This is a genomic window from Streptomyces sp. NPDC079141, assembly GCF_040686775.1.
Lineage (GTDB): Bacteria > Actinomycetota > Actinomycetes > Streptomycetales > Streptomycetaceae > Streptomyces.
In genome coordinates this window covers 192,568-217,807 of the sequence record NZ_JBFBLP010000011.1, presented here as the reverse complement: position 1 = coordinate 217,807, position 25,240 = coordinate 192,568, and the positions used below count along the sequence as shown (strand labels likewise).

Genomic DNA, 25,240 nt, shown 5'->3' with positions numbered 1-25,240 from the left:
GGCTCCGCATCACTAGACTTCCGGTGCACGCACGACTCACCCCGGGACCAGCCATTCACGACCTCGCCGCACGGCTTCGCCGCCTCCCCGCGTCCTGCGGGCCGGTGCGTCTGATCGGGGTCGACGGGCACGCCGGCTCCGGCAAGTCCACGTTCGCCGCACGGCTGGCCGAGGCCCTGGACGGGGCGCCGGTGCTCCATCTCGACGACCTGGCCAGCCACACCGAGCTGTTCGACTGGACCGGCCGGCTGCTCACCCAGGTGATCGAGCCCCTCTCCCGCGGCGGGACGGCGCACTACGCCCCCTACGACTGGCGCGCCCGCCGCTTCGGGACGCCACTCCCCCTGCCGCCCGCCCCGGTGATCCTGATCGAGGGGGTCGGCGCCGGACGCCGCGCGCTGCGGCCGTATCTGGCCTGTCTGCTGTGGATGGACCTGGCGCCGGCACAGTCCTGGGCGCGGGGGCGGTCGCGGGACGGTGAGGAGCAGCGAGAGTTCTGGGACGGATGGGTAAAGGCGGAACAGAGTCACTTCTCCGCGGACCCGTCGCGACCCTTCGCCGACATTCTGGTGCGGCAGTGCGAGAAGGGGTACGAGCTGCTTTCCGGGCCTGCTGGGACCGCTGAACCGGGCGGCACTTTCACTCAGAGTGATGGACCATCCGCAATGTGGTGAACTTGTGAAGACGGGCCCGCGAGAACTTGCCGGAGTGCTCCAACTCGGCTTGACCCAAGGGTCGTACAGGTCTTACGTTCTCAATGTGCGGCCGTTCGAGGCCGCCCCTCAGACGCGAAGCCCCCGGTTGTTCCCCCGTGATCGGGGGCTTCGTTCTGCCCGCGGCCCGTTTTCCGGGCGCGACGAGGCGTGATTCGCTCACCCTGGGTCACCATCCCCCGTGCATGCCATCCGCTCCCACCTCACCAAACGGCCGGTGCGGCACCCTGGGGCGGGCGACACCACCGCAGGTACGATGCCCTCGGTGCGACCTAGGACGGACTGCTCTGCGCACCGCGCAACTCCGGTCCGCAGTACGGCGGTTCGATGAAGGCGGCCGACGGGCGACGGCCCGGGGGCCAACCGACGGGGGCACGGTTTGTGGGGGACGTGATGGACTTCGGCACGCAGGGCCCCGAGGCCCCGGCCGACCTCGCCTGGCTGCGAGGCGTGGATGCCTACACCATGGGCGCTTATCCGCAGGCGGAGGAGGAGTTCCGCACCGCGGTGCGGATCGATCCCGGGATGGCCGACGGCTGGCTCGGCCTGCACGCGCTGCGCGTCGACACGACGACCGCGCTGCTCAGGATGTTCCGGCACCGGGACCGCTTCGGCGAACAGCGCTCCCGGCACCGCCGCACCCTCAACTCCTGGTACTGGCTGGGCTGGTGGGTGCAACCGGTGCTGGAGAGCCCGCGCGACCTGCTGCTCGCGCACGCCTCGCACTGGCTGGACGGCCGCCATGTCCCGGAGCTCGACCGGGCGCTCGCGGGCCTGCCGCCGGTGGACGCCGACCCCCAGGTGCGCTTCCTGCACGCCTGCCGCGCCTACCTGGTCAAGGACTGGGAGCAGCTGGTCCGGCACACCGACCCGCTCCTGGACGACGCCATGCTCGGCATCGAGGCCGGTCTGTTCGGCGGCATGGCCCGGGTCCGCCTTGAGATGTACGGCCAGGCCGAGCCCCTGCTGTCCGCGGCCCTGATGCGCTGCCGCAGCGAGCAGCCGCAGCGCAAGGAACTGCGCTACTGGCTGGCCCGGGCCCACGAGGGCACCGGCCGGTCGGCGGCCGCCCTCCCCCTGTACCGGGCGGTGCACCGGGTCGACCCGGCCTTCATGGACACCTCGGCCAGACTCGCGGCGATCGCCGAGGGCGACGGCTACGACGACGCGGGCGACCTCGCACCGATCACGCTCACCGGGCTCGGCCAGGACATGGTCGAGGGCCCGGACGGCCTCGACCCGCTGTTCGGCATGGAGGGACGGGACCTGAAGCTGTCCGACCCCGGTCTGCCGCCCACCGGTCCGCTGCCGCCGGTGCCCGATCCGGCGGTGCGCGAGAAGGCCGGGCCCAGCGCCCAGCCGTTGCCCGCCGGGCCCACCGATCCCGGGTTACTGGAGGAGGCCCTCGCCGAGCTGGAGCGCATGGTGGGCCTCGAACCGGTCAAGCGCCAGGTCAAGGCGCTCTCCGCGCAGCTGAACATGGCCCGACTGCGGGCAGGGCAGGGCCTTCCGGTCCAGCCGCCCAAGCGGCACTTCGTCTTCTCCGGCCCCTCCGGCACCGGCAAGACCACGGTCGCCCGCATCCTGGGCCGGGTCTTCTACGCCCTGGGCCTGCTCGGCGGCGACCACTTGGTGGAGGCGCAACGGGCCGATCTGGTGGGCGAGTACCTCGGCCAGACAGCCGTGAAGGCCAACGAGCTGATCGATTCCGCACTGGGTGGCGTGCTGTTCGTCGACGAGGCGTACTCGCTGTCCAACTCCGGCTACGGCAAGGGCGACGCGTACGGCGACGAGGCCCTCCAGGTGCTGCTGAAGCGGGCCGAGGACAACCGCGACCACCTCGTGGTGATCCTGGCCGGCTATCCGGAGGGCATGGACCGGCTGCTGGCCGCCAACCCCGGCCTGTCCTCGCGCTTCACGACCCGCGTCGACTTCCCCTCCTACCGTCCCCTCGAACTCACCTCCATCGGCGAGGTGCTGGCCGCGGAGAACGGTGACGTGTGGGACGAGGAGGCGCTGGACGAGCTGCGCTCGATTGCCGGGCACGTCGTGGACCAGGGGTGGATCGACGAGCTCGGCAACGGGCGGTTCCTGCGGACCCTGTACGAGAAGAGCTGTGCGTACCGGGATCTGCGGTTGACCACCTATCCCGGCACGCTGACGCGGGACGACTTGTCGACACTGCGGTTGCCGGATCTGATGCAGGCGTACGGCGAGGTGCTGTCGGGAAGGGGCCCGCAGGATCCGTCGGCCATGTGACCTCCGGATCCCGCGGGCGCCCGCCCCCGCCTACGACGCCAGCATCTGCTCCGGCTCGGGCTCCGGCTGCTTCGGCACCTCCCGGTGCGCCGGGTCGGTCACCTCGCCCACCAGCAGTTCCAGTACGTCCTCCAGCGCGACCAGCCCCAGTACCTTGCCGGACGCGTCCGCGACCTGCGCCAGATGCGTGGCCGCCCGGCGCATGACCGTCAGCGCGTCGTCCAGCGGCAGCTCCGAGCGCAGCGTCGTCATCGGCCGCCAGACCTGCTGCGGGACGGCCCGGTCGGAGTCCTCCAGGTCGAGGACGTCCTTCACATGCAGATAGCCCATGAAGGCGCCGGTCTCCACCGCGACCGGGAAACGGGAGTACCCGGTGCGGGCGGTGAGCTCGACGATCTGCCCCGGGGTGACCGACGGCGGGACCGTCACCAGCGACTCGCGCCTCAGGAGCACGTCCGTGACCGGGCGGGAGCCCAACTCCAGGGCGTCCTCCAGCCGTTCCTGCTCCTCTGGGTCGAGCAGCCCCGCCTGTCCGGAGTCCTCGACGAGCCGGTTGAGCTGCTCGCTGGTGAAGACCGCCTCGACCTCGTCCCTGGGCTCGACCCGGAAGAGCCGCAGGATGCCCTGGGCGCAGGCGCCGAGGGCGAGGGTGATCGGCCTGCACAGACGGGCGAAGGCGACCAGCCCGGGGCTGAGCCACAGCGCGGCCTTCTCCGGGGCCGCCATCGCCAGGTTCTTCGGGACCATCTCGCCGATGACGAGGTGGAAGAAGATCACGGCCGCCAGGGCGATCACATAGCCCAGCGGGTGGATCATGCCGTGCGGCAGGTGCATCCACTCGAAGACCGGCTCCAGCAGATGAGCCACCGTCGGCTCGGCAACCGCGCCGAGGGTCAGCGAGCAGACGGTGATACCGAACTGGGCGGCCGCCATCATCTGCGGCAGGTGTTCCAGGCCGTACAGGACCTGGCGGGCCCGCTTGGTGCCGAGCGGTTCGATCTGGCTGCGGCGCACGGAGACCAGGGCGAACTCGGCGCCGACGAAGAAGCCGTTGGTGAGCACGAGCAGGGCGGCGAAGAGGAGTTGGAGCACGCTCATCGGACGGCCTCCACCACAGGCGCGGTGCGCACGAGGCGTACCCGCTCGGCGCGGTAGTGGCCGACCTGGCGCACCGACAGCCGCCAGCCGGGCAGTTCGGCCCGGTCACCGGGGACCGGGATCCGGCCGAGCAGGTCGGCGACGAGTCCGGCGACGGTCTCGTACGGCCCCTCGGGCACGTCGAGGCCTATGCGCTGGAGGGTGTCGACGCGGCAGCTGCCGTCGGCGTCCCAGGCGGGGCGGCCGTCCTCCGCGGGGGCGGCGGCGAGTTCGGGGACGTCCAGACCGTCGTGCTCGTCGCGGACCTCGCCGACGATCTCCTCGACGATGTCCTCCAGGGTGACCACGCCGGCCGTGCCGCCGTACTCGTCGACGACGACCGCGATGGGCTGCTCGCTGCGCAGCCGGGCGAGCAGCGGCCGGACCGGCAGCGTCTCGGGGACCAGCAGGGCGGGCCGGGCGATCCGGCCGGCCGGGGTGCGCAGCCGCTCGGCCGCCGGAACGGCCAGGGCGTCCTTGAGGTGGACCATGCCGACGATTTCGTCGATCCGCTCGCGGTAGACCGGGAAGCGGGACAGGCCGGTGGCACGGGTCAGGTTGACCACGTCCTCGGCGGTCGCCGACGACTGCAGCGCGCTGACCCTCACCCGCGGGGTCATCACGTGCTGCGCTGTCAGCTCGCCCAGCGACAGCGTCCGTACGAACAGGTCGGCGGTGTCCTGCTCCAGGGTGCCGGCCCGGGCGGAGTGGCGGGCCAGCGAGACGAGTTCGCCGGGGGTGCGGGCGGAGGCCAGCTCGTCGGTGGGCTCGATGCCGAGCGCGCGGACGAGACGGTTGGCGACGGAGTTCAGGCCGGCGATCACCGGGCGGAACACGCGCGCGAAGAGGTGCTGCGGACCCGCTACGAAACGCGCGACCTGCATCGGCCGGGACACCGCCCAGTTCTTGGGCACGAGCTCGCCGATCACCATCTGCACGGCCGAGGCCAGGAGCATGCCGATGACCACGGAGACGCCGGAGACGGCGCCCTCGGGGATGCCGATCGCGGTGATCGGGCCGTGCAGCAGCTCCGCGAGCGCCGGTTCGGCGAGCATGCCGACCACGAGGGAGGTGATGGTGATGCCGAGCTGGGTGCCGGAGAGCTGGAAGGAGAGCTCCTTCAGCGACTCGACGACCGTACGGGCGCGGCGGTCGCCCTCGGCGGCGGCCTTCTCGGCCTCCGGCCGCTCGACCGTCACCAGGCCGAACTCGGCCGCCACGAAGAAGCCGTTGGCGAGGATCAGCAGGAATGCCGCCGCAAGGAGCAGCAGGGGGATGGTCATGCCGCCGCCTCGGTATGTCGGGAGGGGGCGGCGCAGGTACTACAGGACGATCCGTCCATCGCTGGAGGGAGTCACTCCTCGGGTAGCAGGGGGCCTCTGAGGACCAGGGGGAACATCAGCGGCGGAGGCGCCGGGAAAACGCCTCCGCCAACAGATTAATCAAGACAGGGCTGTCTACGGCAGATGCCTCGTGCCGTGGGCCTCCACGAGCGCCCGCAGCGCGCGGGCGTCGGTGATGGCCCGCTGCTTGGCGATGCCCGGCTGAATGCCGAGCGCGGGCAGGCTGGTGCCGTCACTGAGGTTGAGGAACACCCAGGGGTCGCCGGGCCGGAGGTTCACCTGGATGATCTCGGCCCAGTCCAGCTGTCGCTTGCTCGCGATGTTCACCACGGTCACACCGGAGTCGTCGGCGACGACCTTGACCCGGGCGAGCATCGCCAGGACACCGAACATCAGCGCCCCGGTGAGGATGAAGCTGAGGCGCTCTCCGGGGCCGAGCTTCTCCAGCAGCAGGGCCACCGCACTGATCACCACGAAGATCGCGGCACCGGCGGTGAGCAGCACGGCACGGGTGCGTCCCGGCCGGAAGGTGACAGGAAGGGCAGGGAGTTCGGACATGACGTACGGCTCTCAGAGGCGGCAGGCGTGGATGGCCGTCGTCAGGATGGCCCGCGCGCCGATGTCGTACAGGTCGTCCATGATCCGCTGCGCTTCCTTGGCGGGGACCATCGCACGGACGGCGACCCAGCCCTCGTTGTGCAGCGGGGAGACGGTCGGGGACTCAAGGCCGGGCGTGAGGGCGACGGCCTTCTCCAGCTGCTCGACGCGGCAGTCGTAGTCCATCATCACGTAGGTCCGGGCCACGAGGACGCCCTGGAGGCGGCGCAGGAACTGCTGCACCTTGGGCTCGTTCTCCGCGGTGGTGTCCGCGTCGATCCGGCGGATGACGACGGCCTCGGACTTCATGATCGGCTCGCCGAAGACCTCAAGGCCCGCGTTGCGCAGGGAGGTGCCGGTCTCGACGACGTCCGCGATGACCTCGGCGACACCGAGCTCGATGGCCGTCTCGACGGCGCCGTCCAGGTGGACGACGGAGGCGTCGATGCCCCGGTCGGCGAGGTGGCCCTCGACGATGCCCTCGTAGGAGGTGGCGACCGTCTTGCCCTTCAGGTCCTCGACGCCGTTCGCGGTGCCGGGCTTGGCGGCGAAGCGGAACGTGGAGCGGGCGAAGCCGAGCGGGAGGATCTCCTCGGCCTTGGCGCCGGAGTCGATCAGCAGGTCGCGGCCGGTGATGCCGATGTCGAGGCGGCCGGAGGAGACGTAGATCGCGATGTCGCGGGGGCGGAGGTAGAAGAACTCGACCTCGTTCTCCGGGTCGACGATCCGCAGCTCCTTGGACTCCCGGCGCTGCTGGTAGCCGGCCTCATGCAGCATCTCCGCCGCAGGGCCTGACAGGGAACCCTTGTTGGGGACGGCGATGCGCAGCATGAGGTCGGCTTCCTTTGTTCGTTCTCTACGGGGGTGAGGTACGGGTACGGCTCAGAGGTGGGCGTAGACGTCGTCGAGGGAGATCCCGCGCGCGACCATCATCACCTGGACGTGGTACAGCAGCTGCGAGATCTCCTCGGCAGCCGCCTCCTTGCCCTCGTACTCGGCGGCCATCCACACCTCGGCGGCCTCTTCGACGACCTTCTTGCCGATGGCATGGACGCCCTTCCCGACCAGCTCTGCGGTGCGGGAAGTGGCGGGATCGCCGTGGGCGGCCTTGTGCTGGAGCTCGGTGAAGAGCTCCTCGAACGTCTTATTGGACATGGTGGCGCCCACTCTACGCGGTACGCGAAAAGCTCAGCGCCACGGTTCAGATACTGAGCGGAGCGTGGCCGCGGTGGCCACCGCGGCCGTCACCGCCTCGTGCCCCTTGTCCTCGTTGGAGCCGGGCAGACCGGCCCGGTCCAGGGCCTGCTCCTCGTTGTCACAGGTGAGCAGGCCGAAGCCGACGGGCACGCCGGTGTCCACGGAGACCTGGGTCAGGCCCTGGGTGACGCCCTGGCACACGTACTCGAAGTGGGGGGTGCCGCCGCGGATGACGACACCGAGGGCGACGATCGCGTCGTAGCCGCGCCCCGCGAGGACCTTGGCGACGACCGGGAGTTCCCAGCTGCCGGGGACCCTCAGCAGGGTCGGCTCGTCGATCCCCAGGTCGTGCAGGGCGCGCAGGGCGCCGTCCACCAGACCGTCCATCACCTTCTCGTGCCACTGCGCCGCGATGACGGCCACCCGCAGGTCGCCCACGTTGCGTACGGACAGTTCCGGTGCACCCTTGCCGCTCACGTCTCTCCTCGGTGTCCTTGCTTACTGGTTGCCGCACGTGGAGGCGGGGGTCGCCTCCAGCCAGGGCAGGTCGTGCCCCATCCGGTCCCGCTTGGTGCGCAGGTACCGGAGGTTGTGCTCGCCCGCGGTCACGGGCATCGGCTCGCGGTCGGTGACCTTGATGCCGTGGCGGACGAGCGCGTCTGTCTTGTCGGGGTTGTTGGTCATCAGCCGGACGCTGTGCACGCCGAGATCCTCAAGGATCTGCGCCCCTGCGGCGTAGTCCCGGGCGTCGGCCGGCAGGCCGAGTTCCAGGTTGGCGTCCAGGGTGTCGCGGCCGCGCTCCTGGAGCTCGTAGGCGCGCAGCTTGGACAGCAGGCCGATGCCGCGTCCCTCGTGGCCGCGCAGGTAGACGACGACTCCGCGGCCCTCGGCCTGGATGCGCTCCAGTGCGGCGTCCAGCTGGGGTCCGCAGTCGCAGCGCAGGGAGCCGAAGACATCGCCGGTGAGGCACTCGGAGTGGACGCGGACCACGACGTTCTCGCCGTCGCCGATCTCGCCGTGCACCAGGGCGACGTGCTCGACGCCGTCGACGGTGGAGCGGTAGCCGTACGCGGTGAAGGTGCCGTGGGAGGTCGGCAGATGGACCTCGGCCTCGCGGCGGACGGTGGGCTCGGCGCTGCGGCGGTAGGCGATCAGGTCCTCGATGGAGATGATCGTCAGGCCGTGCTTGCGGGCGAACGGGATCAGCTCGGGCAGGCGCAGCATCCTGCCGTCCTCGCCGGCGATCTCGACGATCGCGCCGGCCGGGCGCAGTCCGGCGAGCCGGGCGAGGTCGACGGCGGCCTCGGTGTGGCCGTTGCGCACGAGCACGCCGCCGGACTTGGCGCGCAGCGGGAAGATGTGGCCGGGGCGGACGAAGTCGTCGGCCACGGCGTCGCCGCTCGCCAGCAGCTGGAGGGTGGTGGCGCGATCGGAGGCCGAGATGCCGGTGCTCACACCGTGGGCGGCGGAGGCGTCCACGGAGACCGTGAACGCGGTCTTCATCGACTCGGTGTTGTCCTCGACCATCTGCGGGAGCCTGAGTCGGTCCAGTTCCGCGCCCTCCATGGGGGCGCAGATCAGGCCGCGGCACTCGCTCATCATGAAGGCGACGATCTCGGGGGTGGCCTTCTCGGCGGCGATGACGAGGTCGCCCTCGTTCTCGCGGTCCTCGTCGTCGACGACCACGATGGGCCGGCCGGCCGCGATGTCGGCGATGGCCTGCTCGATCGGGTCGAGCGACCAGTCCTCGATGTTGTCGCTGCTGTACAGAACCGGAGCCGTGCTCATGCGGGCGCTCCTTCCAGGACGGGCCGCGCGTCCTTGCGGGAACGCAGCCACCAGTCGCGCATGCCCCACAGGACAAGCGCGCCGTAGATGACGTAGACGAAGCCGGAGAAGGCGTAGCCGTTGTTGAAGCTCAGGGGGACGCCGACCAGGTCGACCAGGAGCCAGGCGAACCAGAACTCGACCATGCCGCGGGCCTGCGCGTACATGGCGACGATGGTGCCGACGAAGATGTAGGCGTCCGGCCAAGGGTCCCAGGACAGGCTCGGGTACGCCTTGAACAGCAGGGCCACGGCGACGGTGCCGGCGGCGCCCGCCGCGATCATCGCGCCGCGCTCGCGCCAGGTGGCGAACCGTACGGAGATGTGTCCGTCGGCGGCCCGGCCGGTGCCGCGGTTCCACTGCCACCAGCCGTACAGGGCCACGGCCATGACGACGGCCTGCTTGCCGGCGCTGCCCGTCAGATGGCCGTAGAAGGCGCCGAAGAGGATGAGGCCGGCGGCGAACTGCACCGGCCAGCTCCACACCGAGCGCCGCAGGCCCAGGGCGAGGGCGAGGAGGCCGAAGATGTTGCCGACCATGTCCGACCAGATGATGTGCTGGTCGAACAGGACGAAGGCCTCGGAGTTGAGCCAGTTCACCGCTGCGCTCCCTGACCCGCCGCGAGCAGCCGCTCGACGTACTTGGCGACGACGTCCACCTCAAGGTTGACCGGGTCGCCGGGCTGCTTGAGGCCGAGCGTGGTCAGGGCGAGGGTGGTGGGGATGAGGCTGACGGTGAAGTAGTCGGGGCCGGCGTCGACGACGGTGAGGCTGATGCCGTCGACGGTGATGGAGCCCTTCTCGACGACGTACCGGGCGAGGTCCGCGGGGAGCGAGACCTTCACGATCTCCCAGTTCTCGGACGGCTTGCGCTCCAGCACCTCGCCGGTGCCGTCGACGTGTCCCTGCACGATGTGGCCGCCGAGGCGGGCGCCGACTGCGGTCGGGCGCTCCAGGTTGACGCGCGAGCCGACGCCGAGGGCGCCGAGGCTGGAGCGGTTCAGGGTCTCGGCCATCACATCGGCGGTGAACTCGTCGCCCTCGTGCTCGACCACGGTGAGGCAGACGCCGTTGACCGCGATGGAGTCACCGTGCTTTGCGCCCTCGGTGACGACGGGGCCCCGCAGCCGGAAGCGGGAGGCGTCGCCGAGGTTCTCGACGGCCGTGACCTCGCCCAGCTCTTCGACGATTCCGGTGAACACTTCCCGGGTCCTCCTGCCTCAATAGGGCACGGACTCCGGGGCTGTCGATGACGACAGAAAGTACGGGCGACGACACCGGGAGCGACGCCGGAAAAACCCGTCCACGAAGGGACGAGCTCATATCGGCGGCGCGCACGAATGCCCGCCCGCCGCGCACTGCCTCCCATCCGGACTTTAACCGTCGGTCCAGGAATTTCACCTGGTCAACCGGCCGCTGGAGGCGACCGGGTCGCGGACTGTAACCGCCGGTTCGGACTTTCACCGACCCCGGAGTGCGCTGCTTCTGGTACAGAGCCAGTGTGCCACGCCTGATCGGCGTCCATGCGGGTGAGGGCTGTGGGGTGGCTCACAAGCCATGACCGGATACCTCCGTTCCTCAATTGGTCCATACCTATTGACGCATTGGTCTAGTCCTCCTTAGGGTCTGCGCAACTTCCCTGGAGAGGAACCGACTTGCTGTCACGCAACCGAGCCAGACCCGCCCTGCTCGCCGCCCTCGGCGCGGTCGCCGGCCTGGTGCTCGCGGGCCTGCCGGCCACCGTCTCGCACGCCGCCGACCAGGAGTCCTGCCGTCCCGACGGGCTGTACAAGACGCCCGGCGTCGACGTCCCGTACTGCTCGGTCTACGACGCCGAGGGCCGGGAGAAGATGGGCACCGACCACCAGCGCCGGGTGATCGGCTACTTCACCGGCTGGCGCACCGGCAAGGACGGCACGCCCGCCTATCTGGCCCCCGACATCCCGTGGGACAAGGTCACCCACCTCAACTACGCCTTCGCCCACATCGACGGCTCCAACAAGATCTCCGTCGGGGCGGACGGCGCCACCAACGCGGCGACGGGCATGACCTGGCCGGGCGTGAGCGGCGCCGAGATGGACCCGGCCTACTCCTACAAGGGCCACTTCAATCTGCTCAACAAGTTCAAGAAGCAGCACCCGAACGTCAAGACGCTGATCTCGGTGGGCGGCTGGGCCGAGACCGGCGGCTACTTCGACGACAACGGCACGCGCGTGAACTCGGGCGGCTTCTACTCGATGGCCACCAACGCCGACGGCTCGGTGAACCAGGCGGGCATCGACACCTTCGCGGATTCCGCCGTCGACTTCATCAGGAAGTACGGCTTCAACGGCGTCGACATCGACTACGAGTACCCGACGACCATGAAGGACGCGGGCAACCCGCTCGACTGGTCCCTCTCCAACGCCCGCCGCGCGGGCCTGGTCAAGGGCTACGCCGCCCTCATGAAGACCCTGCGCGAGAAGCTCGACCGGGCGGGCGCGGCGGACGGCAGGCACTACCTGCTCTCGGTCGCGGCGCCGTCCTCGGGCTATCTGCTGCGCGGCATGGAGACCTTCCAGGTCCAGAAGTACCTGGACTACGTCAACATCATGTCCTACGACCTGCACGGCGCCTGGAACGAGTACGTCGGCCCGAACGCCTCGCTCTTCGACGACGGAAAGGACGCCGAACTCGCGGCCGCGGGCGTGTACTCCACCTCCCAGTACGGCGGAATCGGCTATCTGAACACCGACTGGGCCTACCACTACTTCCGCGGTTCGATGCCCGCCGGCCGCATCAACATCGGACTGCCGTACTACACCCGGGGATTCAAGAACGTCACCGGCGGCACGGACGGGCTGTGGGGCAAGGCCCCGTCCACGAACTGCCCCGCCGGGTCCGGGCTGACCAAGTGCGGTGACGGCGCCAGTGGCATCGACAACCTCTGGCACGACCTCGACACCAACGGCAAGGAGTCGCCCGCGGGTTCGAACCCGATGTGGCACGCCAAGAACCTGGAGAAGGGCGTCGTCGGGGACTATGTGACCAAGTACGGCTTCCCGGCCGACACCGCGCTGACCGGCACCTACGCCCGCAAGTACGACTCCACGCTGGTCGCGCCCTGGCTGTGGAACGCCGAGAAGAAGGTCTTCCTCTCCACCGAGGACGAGCAGTCGGTGAACGCCAAGGCCGACTACGTCGTCGACAACGGCATCGGCGGCACCATGGTGTGGGAGCTGGCCGGTGACTACGGCTGGAACGCGGCCAAGGGCCAGTACGAGCCGGGGTCCACGCTGACGACGGCCATGTACGAGAAGTTCAAGTCGGCCTCCCCGTACGGCGCGAAGCGGTCGACGATCGACCTGCCGAGCCAGGCGCTGGACATCGACGTCGACTTCGGGCAGTTCCCGCTCGGTGACTCCAACTACCCGATCAGCCCCAAGCTGAAGATCACCAACAACACGTCGGTGGCTCTGCCGGGCGGTACGGAGTTCCGGTTCGACTACGGCACCTCGGCTCCCGGCAACGCCAAGGACCAGTCGGGCTTCGGGACTTCGGTGATCCGCAGTGACCACACGGGGACGAACGTCGGCGGGCTCAAGGGCGACTACCACCGTGTCTCGCTGAAGCTGCCGAGCTGGCAGACGCTGGCGCCGGGCGCGTCGGTGGAGCTGGACTTCGTGTACTACCTGCCGGTGTCGACGCCGTCGAACTGGACGGTGACGTTCGGCGGGACGACGTATGCGCTGGCCGGGGATCTGGCACGCGGGACGTCTGTGGTGGAGCCGGGGGGCTCGTCTCCCTCGCCCACACCCTCCGATACGGCGTCTCCCTCGCCGACGCCTACCGACGGGACCGGTGCGTGCACGGCAGCGGCCTGGAGCGCGACCACGGAATACCTCGGGGGCGCCACGGTGTCCCACAAGGGGCACTCGTGGAAGGCCAAGTGGTGGACGAAGGGCGAGGAGCCCGGCACCACCGGTGAATGGGGCGTGTGGCAGGACCTCGGCGCCTGCTGAGCCCCTCCCGGACCGGCCCGGCGGCGGTGACGACGGCCCTTGCCCGCCGCTGGGCCTCTCAACTCCTGCGTCTGGCAGGGTTAAGGGCATGACGACCGCGACCGCCGACGAGTTCGAGAGGCACCGGCCCCGGCTGTTCGGCCTCGCCTATCGCATGCTCGGCTCCGCCGAGGAGGCCGAGGACACCGTCCAGGACGCGTATCTGCGGTTCAGCGGAGCCGACCGTACGGCGATCGAGCGGCCGGGCGCCTGGCTCGCCAAGGTCGTCACCAATCTCTGCCTCACCCGGCTGACCTCGGCCCGGGCACGGCGCGAGCAGTACGCCGGCCCCTGGCTGCCGGAGCCGGTCGTCACCTCCGACGGCACGCTCGGGCCGCTGGAGTCCGCCGAACAGCGGGACGCGGTGTCCATGGCGATGCTGGTCCTGCTGGAGCGGCTCACACCGACCGAGCGGGCCGTGTACGTGCTGCGGGAGGCGTTCGCCTACGGCCACCGCGAGATCGCCGAGGTGCTGGAGCTGACGGAGGCCAACTGCCGTCAGCTGTACCGGCGGGCGGTGCTGCGGGTGGGCGATCCCGAGTCCCGGTTCGAGCCCGCGCCCGAGCGGCAGGACGAACTGGTCAGGGCCTTCGTCACGGCGGCCCGCGAGGGCGATCTCGCCGGTCTGGAGAAGCTGCTGGCGGCCGATGTGACCTGGTGGGGCGACGGCGGTGGCAAGGTCACGGCGGCCCGGCGGCCGATCCTGGGCCGGGAGAAGGTGCTGCGGTTCCTGGTGGGGACCGGTCAGCGGTTCCTGGTCGGGGTGGACTTCACGGCGGTCGAGGTCAACGGCGCGGTGGCGCTGGCCGCGTGGGACGGCGACAGGCTGGTCGGGGTGGTCGCCTTCGAGGTGCGGGACGGCCTTGTCGCGCATGCCCGGGCCGTGGTCAATCCGGACAAGCTGGGGTTCATGGGGCGTCAGCTGGCACGGGCGTAGCGGGCAGGCTGGTCGGAGCCCGTAGGGGCCGGCTGTCACATTTCAGGTGGGGTACTCGGTCCTGGCTGATGAAGGGTGTTCCGACCGGGAGCGCCCGGCATCCGAAGGGACTGAACAGCATGACCACAATCCTGGTGACCGGCGGCACCGGCACGCTGGGCCGGCTCGTCACGGAGCGGCTGCGCGCTGACGGGCACGAGGTGCGGGTGCTCAGCCGGCACGCCCAGCCCTACGCCGTGGACCTGCGGGCGGGCGGCAGCGGGCTGGACGCGGCCGTCGAGGGGGTGGAGACGGTCGTGCACTGCGCGAGCACGCCGCGCGGTGGGGACCAGGAGGCGGCGGCCCATCTGATCGCCGCTGCGCGGCAGGCCGGGGTCAGTCACCTGGCGTACATCTCGATCGTCGGGGTCGACCGGGTGCCGTTCGGCTACTACCAGAGCAAGCTCACCGTGGAGAAGCTGATCGAGGACTCGGGGCTGGGGTGGACCGTGCTGCGGACGACTCAGTTCCACGACCTGCTGGTCCAGGTGTTCGCCGGGCTGGCCAAGCTGCCGGTGATGCTGCTGCCGGCGGGGGTGAAGGATCAGCCCGTGGAGGTTGCGGAGGTCGCGGACCGGTTGGTGGAGCTGGCGGTGGGTGCGCCTGCGGGGCGCGTCGCGGACATGGCCGGGCCGGAGGTACGGACGCTGGACTCCCTTGCCCGGGCGTATCTGAAGGCGGTGGGCCGTAAGCGGGCGGTGGTGAACGTGCCTCTGGTGGGCCGGGCTTACCGCGCCTTCCGGGCGGGCGGGCATCTCGCTCCGGAGCATGCGGTGGGGAAGGGGACGTTCGAGGAGTATCTGGCGGTGCGGTTCGGGCGGTGAGGGGTGTTGTCCCTGGGGGCTGCCGCCCCCAGACCCCCGCTTCGGCCCTGAACGGGCCTCGTCCTCAAACGCCGGACGGGCTGAGTAAGTCAGCGTTTGAGGAGCGGGGGTCCAGGGGGCGGAGCCCCCTGGGGCGGGGTCGAAGGGGCGGCAGCCCCTGGAGGACGGGAATGGGTAAGGGCGGCGGGGGCGAGAAAAGCCCCCACGCCCACCTACCGCCCCGGCGGCGCGAACAACTCCTCCTGCGCACGGTCCCGGGCCGTCAGCAGCGCCCCGCGCAGCACCGCTCCCCCACCCAGCGTGCTGGCCCGCACCTCCGTGGGCAGCGGGGACAGCCGGGTAAGGCGTTCCTGGACGCGCGCCGCGAGGGCCGCGCCGCCCGCGCGGCCGATCTCCCCCGCCAGCACCACACACCCCGGATCCAGCACCGAGATCACCGCGGCCGCGCCCAGCGCCAGCCGGTCCGCCAGAGCATCGAGGAAGCCCTCGAACGCCCCGTCGGCGACCGCCGCCCGCACCAGCCCCGCCGCATGAGGCTCACCCGGCACCACAGCCGCCGTCACCCCGTGCGACAACGCCAGCGCCGCCACCGCCGCCGCCCCGGCGAGGGAGTGGAAACCCCCGTCGCAGTCGTGAGCGGAGGGCAGCCCGGCCGTCCCGGGTACCGGCAGGAAGCCGATCTCGCCCGTGCCGCCGGAAGCACCGCGGCGCAGGGCGCCGTCGAGGACGACGGCAGCGCCGACCCCGAGGCCCAGCCACAGCAGTACGAAGGTGTCCCGGTCCTGCGCCACCCCGTCCCGCTGCTCGGCCAGCGCGGCGAGGTTCGTCTCGTTCTCGACGCTCACCCGCGCCTGCGGAAGCCGTTCCTGGAGGGCGGCCACGAGGCGGCGGTGCCACTCGGGCAGGCCGGTGGAGCGGCGGAGTTCACCGGTCGCCGGGTCGATCAGGCCGGGCGCGCCGATGCCGACGGTGTGCAGCCGGTCCACGCCGGCCTCCTTCGCCGCCCGCTCGACCAGCGCCACCGCCTGCTCGACGGCCGGCCCCGTCCCGGTGTCGTCGGTGATCGGCCCGGACGCCTCGGCGAGCACGTCCCCCACCAGGTCGGACACGACGACGGCGACGCCCTCGGTGCGGACGTCCAGGGCCGCGAGATGGGCGCGGTCGGCGACGATGCCGTAGAGCTTGGCGTTGGGGCCGCGGCGCTGTTCGCCCGACTCTCCGACGACCGAGATCAGTCCGGCGGCGGTGAGGCGTTCGACGAGGTCGGCGACGCTCGGCCGGGACAGGCCGGTCAGTTGCTTCAGCCGGCCTGCCGTCAACGGGCCCTCCTGCTGGAGCAGTCGCAGGGCGAGGCGGTCGTTGATGGCCCGGGCGGTGCTGGGGGATGCGGGCGGCATGCCGGGATCCTTCCAGATCGGCAGGGCCGTGCGGTCCGCGGCCCGGCAAATCCCCTATCTATCAGGCAGGGTTCCTGATAGTTTACCGCGGCAGACGCCAGGACCGGGCACGGGGAGGGACCGGACAATGAGTGAAGTGGCCTACGACGCAGGCGAGGTGCGGCGGGCGCGGTACGCCGTGGCCGCCGTGTTCGCGGCGCACGGCGCGGTGACCGGCTCGTTCGCGACCCGGGTGCCGTGGATCCAGGACCACGCCTCGGTGAGTGCGGGCCAGCTGGGCCTCGCCCTGGCCTTCCCCGCGCTCGGCGCGTCGGTGGCGATGCCGCTCGCGGGCGGGATCACCCACCGCTTCGGCGCCCGGAACGCCCTGCGCGGACTGATCACCCTGTGGACGCTCGCGCTCACCCTGCCGTCCCTGGCCCCGAACCTCCTCACCCTCTGCCTGGCCCTGTTCACCTTCGGCGCCACCGCCGGCATGGCGGACGTGGCGATGAACGCGCTCGGCGTCGAGGTCGAGAACCGTCTGGGCCGGTCGATCATGTCCGGGCTGCACGGCATGTGGAGCGCCGGCGCCGTGCTCGGCTCGCTCGGCGGCACACTCGCCGCGCATCTCGGCACGGACGCCCGGCTGCACCATGCGCTGGCGGCCGTCGTCCTGACCGTGCTCGGCGTGACCGCGTGCGCCTGGGTGCTGGACCTCCAGGCTGCCCAGGGCGAGGAACCGCCGCCCCGGTTCGCCTTGCCGCCCCGCTCTGCCCTGCTCATCGGCGCGGTCGGGTTCTGCGCGGTGTTCGCGGAAGGGGCCAGCCTGGACTGGTCGGCCGTCTATCTGCGCGATCAGCTGGACAGTTCGGCGGGGCTGGCGGCCGCGTGCACGACGGGCTTCACGCTCACCATGGCGGTGGCCCGGATCGCGGGCGACAAGGTGGTGGACCGGTACGGCGCCGTCCGCACGGTCCGGTTCGGCGGCGTCGTCGCCGCGCTGGGCGGTCTGCTGATCGTCGTGGCGGGCCATCCCGCGGTGGCGATGACCGGCTTCGGGCTGATGGGTCTGGGCATCGCGGTGGTCGTACCGCTGTGCTTCGCCGCGGCGGGCCGCAGCGGCCCGAACCCCAGTCAGGCGATCGCGGGCGTCGCGACCATCACGTACACCTCGGGCCTGGTCGCGCCGAGCGCGATCGGCGGGCTGGCCCAGGCGACCAGTCTGGTGGTGTCGTTCGGTCTGGTCACCCTGCTGTCGTGCGGGCTGGCCGCGTTCGCGGGGGTGCTGCGCACCGCCGAGCGCGACCGGCCCACGATCAAGCGGCCGGACGCAGCAGTTCCCGACCCACGGCCCTGAACGTCTCACTCCACGGCGCGGGCCGGAGCGTGGCGGCGTCCAGTCGGACCAGTACCCGGGCGCCCTGCGCGTACGTCACCGCGCCGTCCGCCGAGCAGAAGCGGAAGCCGTAGGTCAGGCCGGTGTTGCCGAGCCGCTCCAGCCACAGGTGCACGGCGTACGGGCCCGGCCTGGTCACCGGCGCCTCGTAGCCGATCCGCAGTTCCTTCACCGCGTTGCAGGCGTCGCCGGCTGCGGCCCAGTCGCCCTCGAAGCGGAAGCCGTGCTCCTGCCACAGGGCGGCCCAGGCCCGCTCCACCATCACGGGGTACCGGGCGTTGTGCAGCAGTCCGAGCGCGTCGAGGTCGTCGAAGTGGACGGTGACGGGGACGAGCCGGCCGTAGGCCAGGGCGGGGGCTATGGGGGCTTCGGCGGCCACGGTGGTGCTCCTGGGGCGTAAGAGATGACAGCGCCTCATCCTAAGCGGTCGCTCAGCACCCCCTTTCACCCCTGACAATGGTCCGGACAACCGCACGCACGACCGAAAGCGAACCGCACCATGGATCTTGGCGTCCGCTGGAAACTGCACGGCGACGGACGCACGCCGGCGCCCGGCGCGGTGGTCCGGCCCGACGAACGGCTCTCCTGGCCCCGCACGGCCGGGCTCGGCGCCCAGCACGTGGTGGCGATGTTCGGGGCGTCCTTCGTGGCGCCCGTCCTGATGGGCCTGGACCCCAACCTCGCGATCATGATGTCCGGTGTCGCGACCGTCGTCTTCCTGCTGGCCACCCGGGGCCGCGTGCCCAGCTACCTGGGCTGCTCCCTGTCGTTCGTGGGCGTCGCGGCGGTCATCCGCGCCCAGGGCGGCAGCAGCGCGACCGTGACCGGCGCGGTCTTCGTCGTCGGCGCCGCGCTGTTCCTGGTGGGCCTCGCGGTCCGGCGGTTCGGGGCGCGGATCATCCACGTGGCGATGCCGCCGATCGTCACCGGCGCGGTCGTGATGCTGATCGGCTTCAACCTCGCCCCGGTGACCGCGGCGACGTACTGGCCGCAGGACCAGTGGACGGCCCTGCTGGTGATGCTGTTCACCGGTCTGGCCGTGGTCTGCCTGCGCGGCTTCTTCTCCCGGATCGCGATCTTCCTGGGCCTGGTCTTCGGCTACGGCATCTCGTGGGCCTTCGACCGGATCTTCGGGCAGATCCACTCCGTCGACGCGAGCGGCAAGCTCACCGACCACTGGCGCCTGGACCTCTCCGGTGTCGGCCAGGCGGACTGGATCGGGCTGCCGACGCTGCACGGCCCGTCCTTCGAGTGGTCGGCGATCCTGGTCGCCCTGCCCGTCGTCATCGCCCTGGTCGCCGAGAACGCCGGGCACGTCAAGGCGGTCGGCGAGATGACCGGCGACGACCTGGACGGCAAGCTCGGCACGGCCATCTCCGCCGACGGCATCGGCTCGATGCTCTCCACCGCGGTCGGCGGCCCGCCCAACACCACGTACTCCGAGAACATCGGCGTGATGGCCGCGACCCGCGTCTACTCCACGGCCGCCTACTGGGCCGCCGCCGGCTTCGCCCTCCTGTTCGGCCTGTGCCCGAAGTTCGGCGCGATCGTCGCCGCGATCCCGGGCGGCGTCCTCGGCGGCATCACCGTCATCCTCTACGGCATGATCGGCCTGCTCGGCGCCCAGATCTGGATCAACGCCAAGGTCGACCTGCGCAACCCGCTCAACCTGGTGCCGGCCGCCGCGGGCATCATCATCGGCGTCGGCAACGTCACCATGGAGTTCACCGACACCTTCCAGCTGAGCGGCATCGCCCTCGGCACGCTGGTCGTCATCACCGGCTACCACGCCCTGCGCGCCTTCGCCCCGGCCCACCTCAAGACCCAGGAGCCGCTCCTCGACGAGGGCACATCCTCCTACGACGAGGCCAGGTCGTAGGCGTACGACGGGCTGAACGTCCCCGGCGTCCCCTTGCAGCCGTCGGACTCCCCCGGCAGCTTGACCCACAGATAGGCGTCGATCCGGGCCTCGCCGGTGCTCAGGGTCGGCGCCCGGCCGATCTTCCGTCCGGCGGGGTCGCACCACTCGCCGTCGGCCGGGGCACCGTTGCCGTTGCGGCTGGTGTCGACGACGGCGCCGAGGCTCGCGGGGCCGCCGAGGGCGTCGAGGACCTGTCGGTCGTAGGCGATCTCGTCGGCGGTGGTGTGGAAGTTGGAGACGTTGCTGAAGATCCCGTCGGAGGACGCCGTCGAGGCGGCGCCGGCCTGCTTCAGCCAGCCCGCCTGCTTGCCGGCCGCGTGCCAGCCTGAGTGGCCGGCGTCGTAGTACACGCGCGCCCGGGGGTTGGCCTCCTTCAGGACGCGGCCGGCGCGGGCCAGGGAGGCGAAGCGGTCGGCCCGCTCGCCGCCGGAGAGGCACTCGGACTGGGCGATCGAGTCGGGCTCCAGGACGACGACGACATCGCCCGAGCCCAGCCCGGCGGCGAAGCGGTCGATCCAGTCGTCGTAGGCGTCGAGGTCGGGCGCCCCGCCCTGGCTGGCCCCGCCGCAGTCGCGGTCCGGGATCGCGTACGCCACGACGACCGGCACCCGTCCCTGCGCCGCGCCGCCGGAGGTGACCGCGCGGACCCGGGCGGTGATGGTGTCCGGCGTGAAGTCGGCGAACCACACCGCGGCCGGGTGGGTGGCGATCCGGGACTGTATGACGCCGTGGCGCGGGTCGCCGGCGTGGTCGCGGACCCAGTCGAGCACCTGGGACTCGGAATGGCGGTACAGGCGGGTGGACACGGCGGCCGTCTGCCGCTCGCGCTCGGTCCTGGACGGCGAGGGCGTGGCGGACGCCTCCTTCTTCTTCGTCGGCGAGGCGGTGGCGGAGGGCGGCTCGGTGGCCGGCGGGGACGGCGAGGGCACCGCCGGCAGGGACTCAAGGCGCGGTGAGTGGGTCACCTCGGGCCGGGCCTCGTCCGAGCCCCGCTCGTCGTCGAGCGCCGAGATCATCCCGGACGCGGTGCCGACGGCGACCACGACGGAGGCCGCCGTGACCATGGCGGCGCGTCGGCGCCGGGACCTGCGTGCTGCGCGACGCTGGGCACGTAAGCCAGCCACGGCGTCGATCCCCCTCCCCCACGACAGACGGTGCGTTCCCCCGTTCTGGGGAAGCGTCGGGCCCGCCGTCACTCCGGTCAGCCTAAAGCTGGGACTCTGCCCCCATGGCGCAATGCGAACAACTCACCACCCCCGTCGACGCGGTCGTCTCCCGTATGCGCGCCCTCGACGCGACCCTGCCCGAACGGGACGGCGTCGCCGTCTTCAACCGCGTCTACCTGGCGGTGACGGAGGCCGTCGACCGGCGCATCGACGCCGGCCGCTTCCCCGACCCGCGGGCCGCGATCACGCTGGACGTACGGTTCGCGGAGCGCTATCTGGCCGCGGTCGACACGGTCACGGACGACCGGCGCCCGCCCGCCTGCTGGCGGCCCCTGTTCCAGCTCCGCCGCCATCCCGGTGTACGCCCCCTGCAGTTCGCCCTCGCGGGCATCAATGCGCACATCGGCCACGATCTGGCGCTCGCCGTCGTGGACGCCTGTCGTACGCTCGACTGCGAACCCGCCGACCTGGAGGACGAGTTCGACCGCGTGGGTGATCTCCTCGTCTCGCTGGAGGAGCGCATCCGCGAAGATCTGATGCCGGGCCCCGACCTCCTCCAGATCGCCGACCCGCTCACCCATCTGCTCGGCTCGTGGAGCCTGGAGCGCGCCCGGGACGCCACCTGGTCCGCCGCGCGGGCGCTGTGGGCGCTGCGCCGACTCCCCGATGTGGCCGAGGAGTTCACCGAGCGCCTGGACGCGGTGGTGGGACTGGCGGGACGCATGCTGCTCACGCCGCTGCCGGACTGAGCCGGGTCCGACTGGCACATCCGCGTGCTCGCAGTACGTTGGCCGGTGGGGGCACACCGATCGCGAAGGAGCACGCAGTCATGGCCATCCGTCTCGGACTCGGTCTTCCCCAGCTCCGGCAGTACGACCTCGCGCGCGACGTGACGGACGTGGCCCGTACCGCCGAAGAGATCGGCTACGACAGCCTGTGGGTGTACGAACGGGCCCTTGTCCCCGAGAACCCCGCCCAGGGCCTGTACGGCGTCCCCGGCCTGCCCTGGCCCGACTGGTACCGCGGCATGGCCCATCCGCTGGTCACGCTGACCCTGGCCGCCGCGGTCACCGACCGGGTCCGGCTGGGCACGGGCATCGTGGTCGCGCCGCTGCACGGGCCGTTCCAGCTCGCCAAGGCCCTGGCCTCACTGGACGCGGCGAGCGGCGGCCGGGTGGTGGCCGGTCTGGGCCCGGGCTGGTCGACCGAGGAGTTCGCCGCCGCGGGCGTACGGCCGTACGAGGAGCGCGGCCGGGCGCTGGAAGAGGCGATCAAGGTCTGCCGGGCGGTGTGGGGCCCGGACCCGGTGTCCTACGACGGCCCGAACGCCAGGATCGATGCGGCCTTCGTGGGCCCCAAGCCGGTGCGACCGATCCCGGTCCTGGTGGCCGCGGGGGCCGCGAAGGCGCTGGCCCGGGTCGTGGACCACGGCGACGGGTGGATCCCGGTCGCCATGGGCGCGCGGGCCTATGCCACCGCCTGGCACCAGCTCCAGGACATCGCCGCCGAGCGCGGCCGCACCCGGTCGATCGACCGGGTGCCGCGGGTGAACGCCATGTACTCGGCCAAGGCCTACGACGGCGACGACCGCCACCCCTTCCAGGGCAGCGTCGACCAGATCGTGGCGGACCTCGCGGCGCACGCCGAGGTCGGCATGGAGGAGGTCCTCCTCGACCTTCAGACCACCCCGCGCGACGCCGAGGAGCTCAAGGACGTCGCGGCGGAGGTGTTCCGGGCGGTACGGGCCGCCGGGCTCTAGTCCTCGGGCAGCTCGACCGGCGCGATCTCGTCGTACTTGTCGCCCGGACCCGGGTTGGTCGCGTCGGTCGCCCCGCCGAAGTGGTGCATGACGCCCCAGACCGCGTTCAGCGCGGTCTGGATCGCGCCCTCGGCCCAGCCGGCCGTCCAGGAGATGTCGTCGCCGGCGAGGAAGATGCCCCGCTTGTCCTCCGGCAGCCGGTCCTGCATGAAGTGCGTGAACAGGCGGCGCTGGTAGCGGTAGTGGCCCGGCAGGTTGGCCTTGAACGCGCCCATGAAGTAGGGCTCGTTCTCCCAGGAGACGGTCACCGGGTTGCCGATGATGTGCTTCCTGATGTCGACCTTGGGGTAGATCTCGCCGAGCGACTTCAGCATGACCTCCATCCGCTCGTTCGCGGACAGCGGCAGCCACTTCAGGCTGTCGTCGCACCAGGTGTAGGAGAGGCAGATGACGGCGGGCTTGTCCGGGCCGTCGTCCAGCAGGTAGGTGCCGCGGGTCATGCGGTCGGTGAGCGTCATCGACATGACGTCCCGGCCCGTCTCCTCGTCCTTGTCCAGCCAGAACGGCCGGTCCACGGGCACGAACAGCTTCGAGGACTCCATGTAGTGGGTGCGCTCGATCGCCGTCCAGTGGTCGATCGGGAAGAGCGAGTCGTCGCAGGCGATCTTCGACAGCAGCATCCAGGACTGGGCGGTGAAGATCGCCGCCTGGTAGGTGCGGATGTCGCCGTTCGCGTCCGTCACGGTGATCCCGTTACCGGCGGTGCGGTGCAGCCGGGTCACGGCCGGGCGGGGCGCGCCGTTCTCGTGCAGGCTCGCGAGCGAGGTGCCGTACGCCCAGTGGACGATCTTCTCCGGCTCGCGCTCCCACAGACGCAGCGGCAGCTGCTGTGAGCCGCCGACGATGCCGCGGTGGTGGTCGTCGGCCTCGGTGTAGACGACGCGCAGGATCTCCAGGATGGAGTTGGGGAAGTCGGTGTCCCAGCCGCCGGTGCCGAAGCCGACCTGGCCGAAGATCTCGCGGTGCCGGAAGGACTTGAAGGCCTCGGAGTCGCAGAGGAAGCCGTAGAAGGTCTGGTTGTCGAGCTTCTCGACGAGCTTCGCCCAGATCTCGCGGATGCGCGGGACGTCACGCTCGCGCATGGCCTGGTTCATGTCGGAGAAGTCGGCGCCCTCGTCGAGACACTTGTTCCAGGCCTCGGCGACGTCACGGTAGACCTGCGGCAGGTCGGCGATGGTCTCGGCGTAGTGCGACTCGCCCTTGAGGTCGACGACGGTCGAAGGCGTCGCCTCGGCAAGGGGGTTGGGGAAGGGCCGGGTCTGAAGACCCACCAGGTCGATGTAGTGCTGGAGCGCCGTGGAGGACGGCGGGAAGCGCATCGCGCCCATCTCGGCGGTCAGGCCGTCGGTGCCCGGGCCGTCGAAGTCGACGGTCCGCAGCCGGCCGCCGATCCGGTCGGCCTCGTAGACGACGGGCTTGAGGCCCATCTTCATCAGCTCGTACGCGGCCACGATGCCGGACAGGCCGCCGCCGATGACCGCGACCTCGGTGCCGTGCTCGGTCGCGGGTATCTGGCCGAGCCCCGCCGGGTGCGCGAGGAAGTCGTCGTACGCGTACGGGAAGTCCGGCCCGAACATGGTGATCGGGGGCTGCTGCTCGTCGGCGTGCTGGACGGCGTTGGGCACCGTGGACGTCATGGGGTACGGACTCCTTGCAACACAGTGATCAGGGGGATGTCAGACCAGGGACCCGTAGAGGCCGGGGCGGCGGTCCGTCAGATACGGGTTGGCCTCGCGGGAGGCGGCCACGAAGGCGGGGTCGGCGTCGGCGAACACCAGGTCCTCACCGCGTCCGGCGCGGGTACGGGCGACCCCGTCGGGACCGGCCAGGGTCGAGAGCCCGACGAACTCGAACTCCCCTTCCTGACCGACCCGGTTGACGTACGCGACGTACATCTGGTTCTCGAAGGCCCGCACCGGGATCATCGACTCGGCGACGAACTGGAACGGGTGCATCTGCGCCGTCGGGACGACCAGGAGGTCGGTGCCGGCCAGGCCGTGGGCGCGGACGTTCTCCGGGAACTCGACGTCGTAGCAGATCATGAGCCCGACGCGGAGGCCGCCCAGTTCGGCCTGGACGACCGGCTGCTCGCCCGGCGTGAAGTGGTCCCGCTCGAAGCAGCCGAAGAGGTGGGTCTTGCGGTAGTTGGCCAGGCGGCTGCCGTCGGCGGAGATCAGCTGGGCCGAGTTGAAGACGACGTCGCCGTCGCGCTCGGGGTAGCCGTACGCGATGGCGAGACCGTGCCGTGCGGAGATCTCGGCGATCGCGTCCGCGGAGTCGCCGTCGGCGGGCTCGGCGAGCCGGGCGATGTCGTCGCCGATCGCGTACCCGGTCAGGAACATCTCCGGCGCGGCCAGCAGCCCGGCACCCGCGGCGGCGGCCCGGCCCGCGGCCTCGTCGAGCACCTTGAGGTTCTCGACGACCGAGCCGGGGCGGCCGGAGCTCTGGAGCAGGGCGGTGCGCATGCGTGTCCTCACCGGGGCGAAAAGGGTGGTTGTGGGGGCCAGATAGACGGTACGGGCGGCGGGCTCGACCGGACAAGGAGGAGCCGTTGCGCGCTGGTGAGCGGTTTGTTGCGTCGACGGCAGGGGCGGCGGCGATTCGTTGCGCGCCCCGAGGAGGAGCTCACGCCCCGAAGGGGCGCGGG

General features: G+C 71.2%; 23 protein-coding genes and 1 riboswitch. Of the genes, 9 read left to right on the top strand and 14 right to left on the bottom strand.

Going from position 1 to position 25,240, the window contains the following annotated elements; translation table 11 throughout:
* Positions 1 to 23: 23 nt before the first annotated feature.
* Positions 24 to 674 (top strand): hypothetical protein, encoded by a 651-nt coding sequence (locus AB0Q90_RS27695; protein WP_363164583.1) that lies wholly within the window; start codon positions 24 to 26, stop codon positions 672 to 674.
* A gap of 432 nt (positions 675 to 1,106) precedes the next feature.
* Positions 1,107 to 2,972 carry an AAA family ATPase gene (locus tag AB0Q90_RS27690; RefSeq protein WP_363164584.1) on the top strand — a complete coding sequence of 622 codons (1,866 nt, stop codon included), beginning with the start codon at positions 1,107 to 1,109 and terminating at the stop codon, positions 2,970 to 2,972.
* A 30-nt stretch (positions 2,973 to 3,002) separates the two neighbouring features.
* Here AB0Q90_RS27690 and AB0Q90_RS27685 read toward each other — a convergent pair whose 3' ends face one another.
* The 9 genes from AB0Q90_RS27685 to AB0Q90_RS27645 form a co-directional block, all read right to left on the bottom strand.
* Positions 3,003 to 4,070, bottom strand: coding sequence for a hemolysin family protein (locus AB0Q90_RS27685; protein WP_363164586.1), 1,068 nt, complete (start codon positions 4,068 to 4,070; stop codon positions 3,003 to 3,005).
* A complete protein-coding gene (locus tag AB0Q90_RS27680; protein WP_363164587.1) occupies positions 4,067 to 5,392 on the bottom strand; it encodes a hemolysin family protein in 1,326 nt (441 codons plus the stop codon). The genes AB0Q90_RS27685 and AB0Q90_RS27680 overlap by 4 nt, the downstream gene beginning before the upstream one ends.
* Positions 5,393 to 5,566: 174 nt before the next feature.
* Positions 5,567 to 6,010: a PH domain-containing protein gene (locus tag AB0Q90_RS27675; protein WP_363164588.1), complete on the bottom strand. Its 444-nt coding sequence runs from the start codon at positions 6,008 to 6,010 to the stop codon at positions 5,567 to 5,569.
* A gap of 12 nt (positions 6,011 to 6,022) precedes the next feature.
* A complete protein-coding gene (hisG, locus tag AB0Q90_RS27670; RefSeq protein WP_363164589.1) occupies positions 6,023 to 6,880 on the bottom strand; it encodes an ATP phosphoribosyltransferase in 858 nt (285 codons plus the stop codon).
* Positions 6,881 to 6,931: 51 nt separating this feature from the next.
* Entirely contained in the window at positions 6,932 to 7,204 is a 273-nt protein-coding gene (locus tag AB0Q90_RS27665; protein WP_030946750.1) for a phosphoribosyl-ATP diphosphatase, read from the bottom strand.
* A 33-nt stretch (positions 7,205 to 7,237) separates the two neighbouring features.
* Positions 7,238 to 7,723 carry a 6,7-dimethyl-8-ribityllumazine synthase gene (gene ribH, locus AB0Q90_RS27660; protein ID WP_363164590.1) on the bottom strand — a complete coding sequence of 162 codons (486 nt, stop codon included), beginning with the start codon at positions 7,721 to 7,723 and terminating at the stop codon, positions 7,238 to 7,240.
* A 21-nt stretch (positions 7,724 to 7,744) separates the two neighbouring features.
* Entirely contained in the window at positions 7,745 to 9,034 is a 1,290-nt protein-coding gene (locus AB0Q90_RS27655; RefSeq protein ID WP_363164591.1) for a bifunctional 3,4-dihydroxy-2-butanone-4-phosphate synthase/GTP cyclohydrolase II, read from the bottom strand.
* A complete protein-coding gene (locus AB0Q90_RS27650; protein ID WP_363164592.1) occupies positions 9,031 to 9,672 on the bottom strand; it encodes a nicotinamide mononucleotide transporter family protein in 642 nt (213 codons plus the stop codon). The genes AB0Q90_RS27655 and AB0Q90_RS27650 overlap by 4 nt, the downstream gene beginning before the upstream one ends.
* On the bottom strand, positions 9,669 to 10,274 hold the full coding sequence (locus tag AB0Q90_RS27645) for a riboflavin synthase (RefSeq protein ID WP_363164593.1): 606 nt from the start codon (positions 10,272 to 10,274) through the stop codon (positions 9,669 to 9,671). Before AB0Q90_RS27645 ends, AB0Q90_RS27650 begins: the two co-directional genes overlap by 4 nt.
* Before the next feature lie 149 nt (positions 10,275 to 10,423).
* Positions 10,424 to 10,554: riboswitch (FMN riboswitch) on the bottom strand.
* Positions 10,555 to 10,727: 173 nt separating this feature from the next.
* Between AB0Q90_RS27645 and AB0Q90_RS27640 the strand changes: the two genes are divergently transcribed.
* The 3 genes from AB0Q90_RS27640 to AB0Q90_RS27630 all read left to right on the top strand — a co-directional run bounded on the left by AB0Q90_RS27640 (position 10,728) and on the right by AB0Q90_RS27630 (position 14,912).
* A complete protein-coding gene (locus AB0Q90_RS27640; RefSeq protein WP_363164594.1) occupies positions 10,728 to 13,073 on the top strand; it encodes a chitinase C-terminal domain-containing protein in 2,346 nt (781 codons plus the stop codon).
* A gap of 88 nt (positions 13,074 to 13,161) precedes the next feature.
* Entirely contained in the window at positions 13,162 to 14,049 is an 888-nt protein-coding gene (locus AB0Q90_RS27635) for an RNA polymerase sigma-70 factor (RefSeq protein ID WP_363164595.1), read from the top strand.
* A 119-nt stretch (positions 14,050 to 14,168) separates the two neighbouring features.
* Positions 14,169 to 14,912: an SDR family oxidoreductase gene (locus AB0Q90_RS27630; RefSeq protein WP_363164596.1), complete on the top strand. Its 744-nt coding sequence runs from the start codon at positions 14,169 to 14,171 to the stop codon at positions 14,910 to 14,912.
* Positions 14,913 to 15,124: 212 nt separating this feature from the next.
* On the opposite strand, the gene AB0Q90_RS27625 is transcribed toward AB0Q90_RS27630, so the two are convergent.
* Positions 15,125 to 16,309: an ROK family transcriptional regulator gene (locus tag AB0Q90_RS27625; RefSeq protein WP_363164597.1), complete on the bottom strand. Its 1,185-nt coding sequence runs from the start codon at positions 16,307 to 16,309 to the stop codon at positions 15,125 to 15,127.
* A 127-nt stretch (positions 16,310 to 16,436) separates the two neighbouring features.
* Between AB0Q90_RS27625 and AB0Q90_RS27620 the strand changes: the two genes are divergently transcribed.
* Positions 16,437 to 17,648, top strand: a complete 1,212-nt coding sequence (locus tag AB0Q90_RS27620) for an MFS transporter (protein WP_363164598.1) — start codon at positions 16,437 to 16,439, stop codon at positions 17,646 to 17,648.
* On the opposite strand, the gene AB0Q90_RS27615 is transcribed toward AB0Q90_RS27620, so the two are convergent.
* Positions 17,608 to 18,066: a hotdog domain-containing protein gene (locus AB0Q90_RS27615; RefSeq protein WP_363164599.1), complete on the bottom strand. Its 459-nt coding sequence runs from the start codon at positions 18,064 to 18,066 to the stop codon at positions 17,608 to 17,610. The two genes, AB0Q90_RS27620 and AB0Q90_RS27615, sit on opposite strands and share 41 nt — an antisense overlap.
* Before the next feature lie 120 nt (positions 18,067 to 18,186).
* Here AB0Q90_RS27615 and AB0Q90_RS27610 point away from each other — a divergent pair, with 120 nt between their 5' ends.
* Positions 18,187 to 19,566 (top strand): solute carrier family 23 protein, encoded by a 1,380-nt coding sequence (locus tag AB0Q90_RS27610; RefSeq protein ID WP_363164600.1) that lies wholly within the window; start codon positions 18,187 to 18,189, stop codon positions 19,564 to 19,566.
* On the opposite strand, the gene AB0Q90_RS27605 is transcribed toward AB0Q90_RS27610, so the two are convergent.
* Positions 19,545 to 20,672, bottom strand: a complete 1,128-nt coding sequence (locus tag AB0Q90_RS27605) for a glycoside hydrolase family 6 protein (protein ID WP_363164641.1) — start codon at positions 20,670 to 20,672, stop codon at positions 19,545 to 19,547. The genes AB0Q90_RS27610 and AB0Q90_RS27605 overlap by 22 nt on opposite strands.
* Positions 20,673 to 20,836: 164 nt before the next feature.
* Here AB0Q90_RS27605 and AB0Q90_RS27600 point away from each other — a divergent pair, with 164 nt between their 5' ends.
* Positions 20,837 to 21,523 (top strand): DUF5995 family protein, encoded by a 687-nt coding sequence (locus AB0Q90_RS27600; RefSeq protein WP_363164601.1) that lies wholly within the window; start codon positions 20,837 to 20,839, stop codon positions 21,521 to 21,523.
* An 80-nt stretch (positions 21,524 to 21,603) separates the two neighbouring features.
* Positions 21,604 to 22,533, top strand: a complete 930-nt coding sequence (locus AB0Q90_RS27595) for a TIGR03619 family F420-dependent LLM class oxidoreductase (RefSeq protein WP_363164603.1) — start codon at positions 21,604 to 21,606, stop codon at positions 22,531 to 22,533.
* Here AB0Q90_RS27595 and AB0Q90_RS27590 read toward each other — a convergent pair.
* Entirely contained in the window at positions 22,530 to 24,230 is a 1,701-nt protein-coding gene (locus AB0Q90_RS27590; RefSeq protein WP_363164604.1) for an NAD(P)/FAD-dependent oxidoreductase, read from the bottom strand. The genes AB0Q90_RS27595 and AB0Q90_RS27590 overlap by 4 nt on opposite strands.
* A 39-nt stretch (positions 24,231 to 24,269) precedes the next feature.
* Entirely contained in the window at positions 24,270 to 25,058 is a 789-nt protein-coding gene (locus AB0Q90_RS27585; protein ID WP_363164605.1) for a carbon-nitrogen hydrolase family protein, read from the bottom strand.
* Between the last annotated feature and the right edge of the window lie 182 nt (positions 25,059 to 25,240).

What these genes read in the sequence shown, in the direction of transcription:
- AB0Q90_RS27690 (WP_363164584.1), top strand. Translation starts at nt 1,107, where the DNA reads ATGGACTTCGGCACGCAGGGCCCCGAGGCCCCGGCCGACCTCGCCTGG.
- AB0Q90_RS27685 (WP_363164586.1), bottom strand. Translation starts at nt 4,070, where the DNA reads ATGAGCGTGCTCCAACTCCTCTTCGCCGCCCTGCTCGTGCTCACCAAC.
- AB0Q90_RS27680 (WP_363164587.1), bottom strand. Translation starts at nt 5,392, where the DNA reads ATGACCATCCCCCTGCTGCTCCTTGCGGCGGCATTCCTGCTGATCCTC.
- AB0Q90_RS27675 (WP_363164588.1), bottom strand. Translation starts at nt 6,010, where the DNA reads ATGTCCGAACTCCCTGCCCTTCCTGTCACCTTCCGGCCGGGACGCACC.
- hisG (WP_363164589.1), bottom strand. Translation starts at nt 6,880, where the DNA reads ATGCTGCGCATCGCCGTCCCCAACAAGGGTTCCCTGTCAGGCCCTGCG.
- AB0Q90_RS27665 (WP_030946750.1), bottom strand. Translation starts at nt 7,204, where the DNA reads ATGTCCAATAAGACGTTCGAGGAGCTCTTCACCGAGCTCCAGCACAAG.
- AB0Q90_RS27655 (WP_363164591.1), bottom strand. Translation starts at nt 9,034, where the DNA reads ATGAGCACGGCTCCGGTTCTGTACAGCAGCGACAACATCGAGGACTGG.
- AB0Q90_RS27635 (WP_363164595.1), top strand. Translation starts at nt 13,162, where the DNA reads ATGACGACCGCGACCGCCGACGAGTTCGAGAGGCACCGGCCCCGGCTG.
- AB0Q90_RS27630 (WP_363164596.1), top strand. Translation starts at nt 14,169, where the DNA reads ATGACCACAATCCTGGTGACCGGCGGCACCGGCACGCTGGGCCGGCTC.
- AB0Q90_RS27625 (WP_363164597.1), bottom strand. Translation starts at nt 16,309, where the DNA reads ATGCCGCCCGCATCCCCCAGCACCGCCCGGGCCATCAACGACCGCCTC.
- AB0Q90_RS27620 (WP_363164598.1), top strand. Translation starts at nt 16,437, where the DNA reads ATGAGTGAAGTGGCCTACGACGCAGGCGAGGTGCGGCGGGCGCGGTAC.
- AB0Q90_RS27610 (WP_363164600.1), top strand. Translation starts at nt 18,187, where the DNA reads ATGGATCTTGGCGTCCGCTGGAAACTGCACGGCGACGGACGCACGCCG.
- AB0Q90_RS27605 (WP_363164641.1), bottom strand. Translation starts at nt 20,672, where the DNA reads ATGGTCACGGCGGCCTCCGTCGTGGTCGCCGTCGGCACCGCGTCCGGG.
- AB0Q90_RS27600 (WP_363164601.1), top strand. Translation starts at nt 20,837, where the DNA reads ATGGCGCAATGCGAACAACTCACCACCCCCGTCGACGCGGTCGTCTCC.
- AB0Q90_RS27595 (WP_363164603.1), top strand. Translation starts at nt 21,604, where the DNA reads ATGGCCATCCGTCTCGGACTCGGTCTTCCCCAGCTCCGGCAGTACGAC.
- AB0Q90_RS27590 (WP_363164604.1), bottom strand. Translation starts at nt 24,230, where the DNA reads ATGACGTCCACGGTGCCCAACGCCGTCCAGCACGCCGACGAGCAGCAG.
- AB0Q90_RS27585 (WP_363164605.1), bottom strand. Translation starts at nt 25,058, where the DNA reads ATGCGCACCGCCCTGCTCCAGAGCTCCGGCCGCCCCGGCTCGGTCGTC.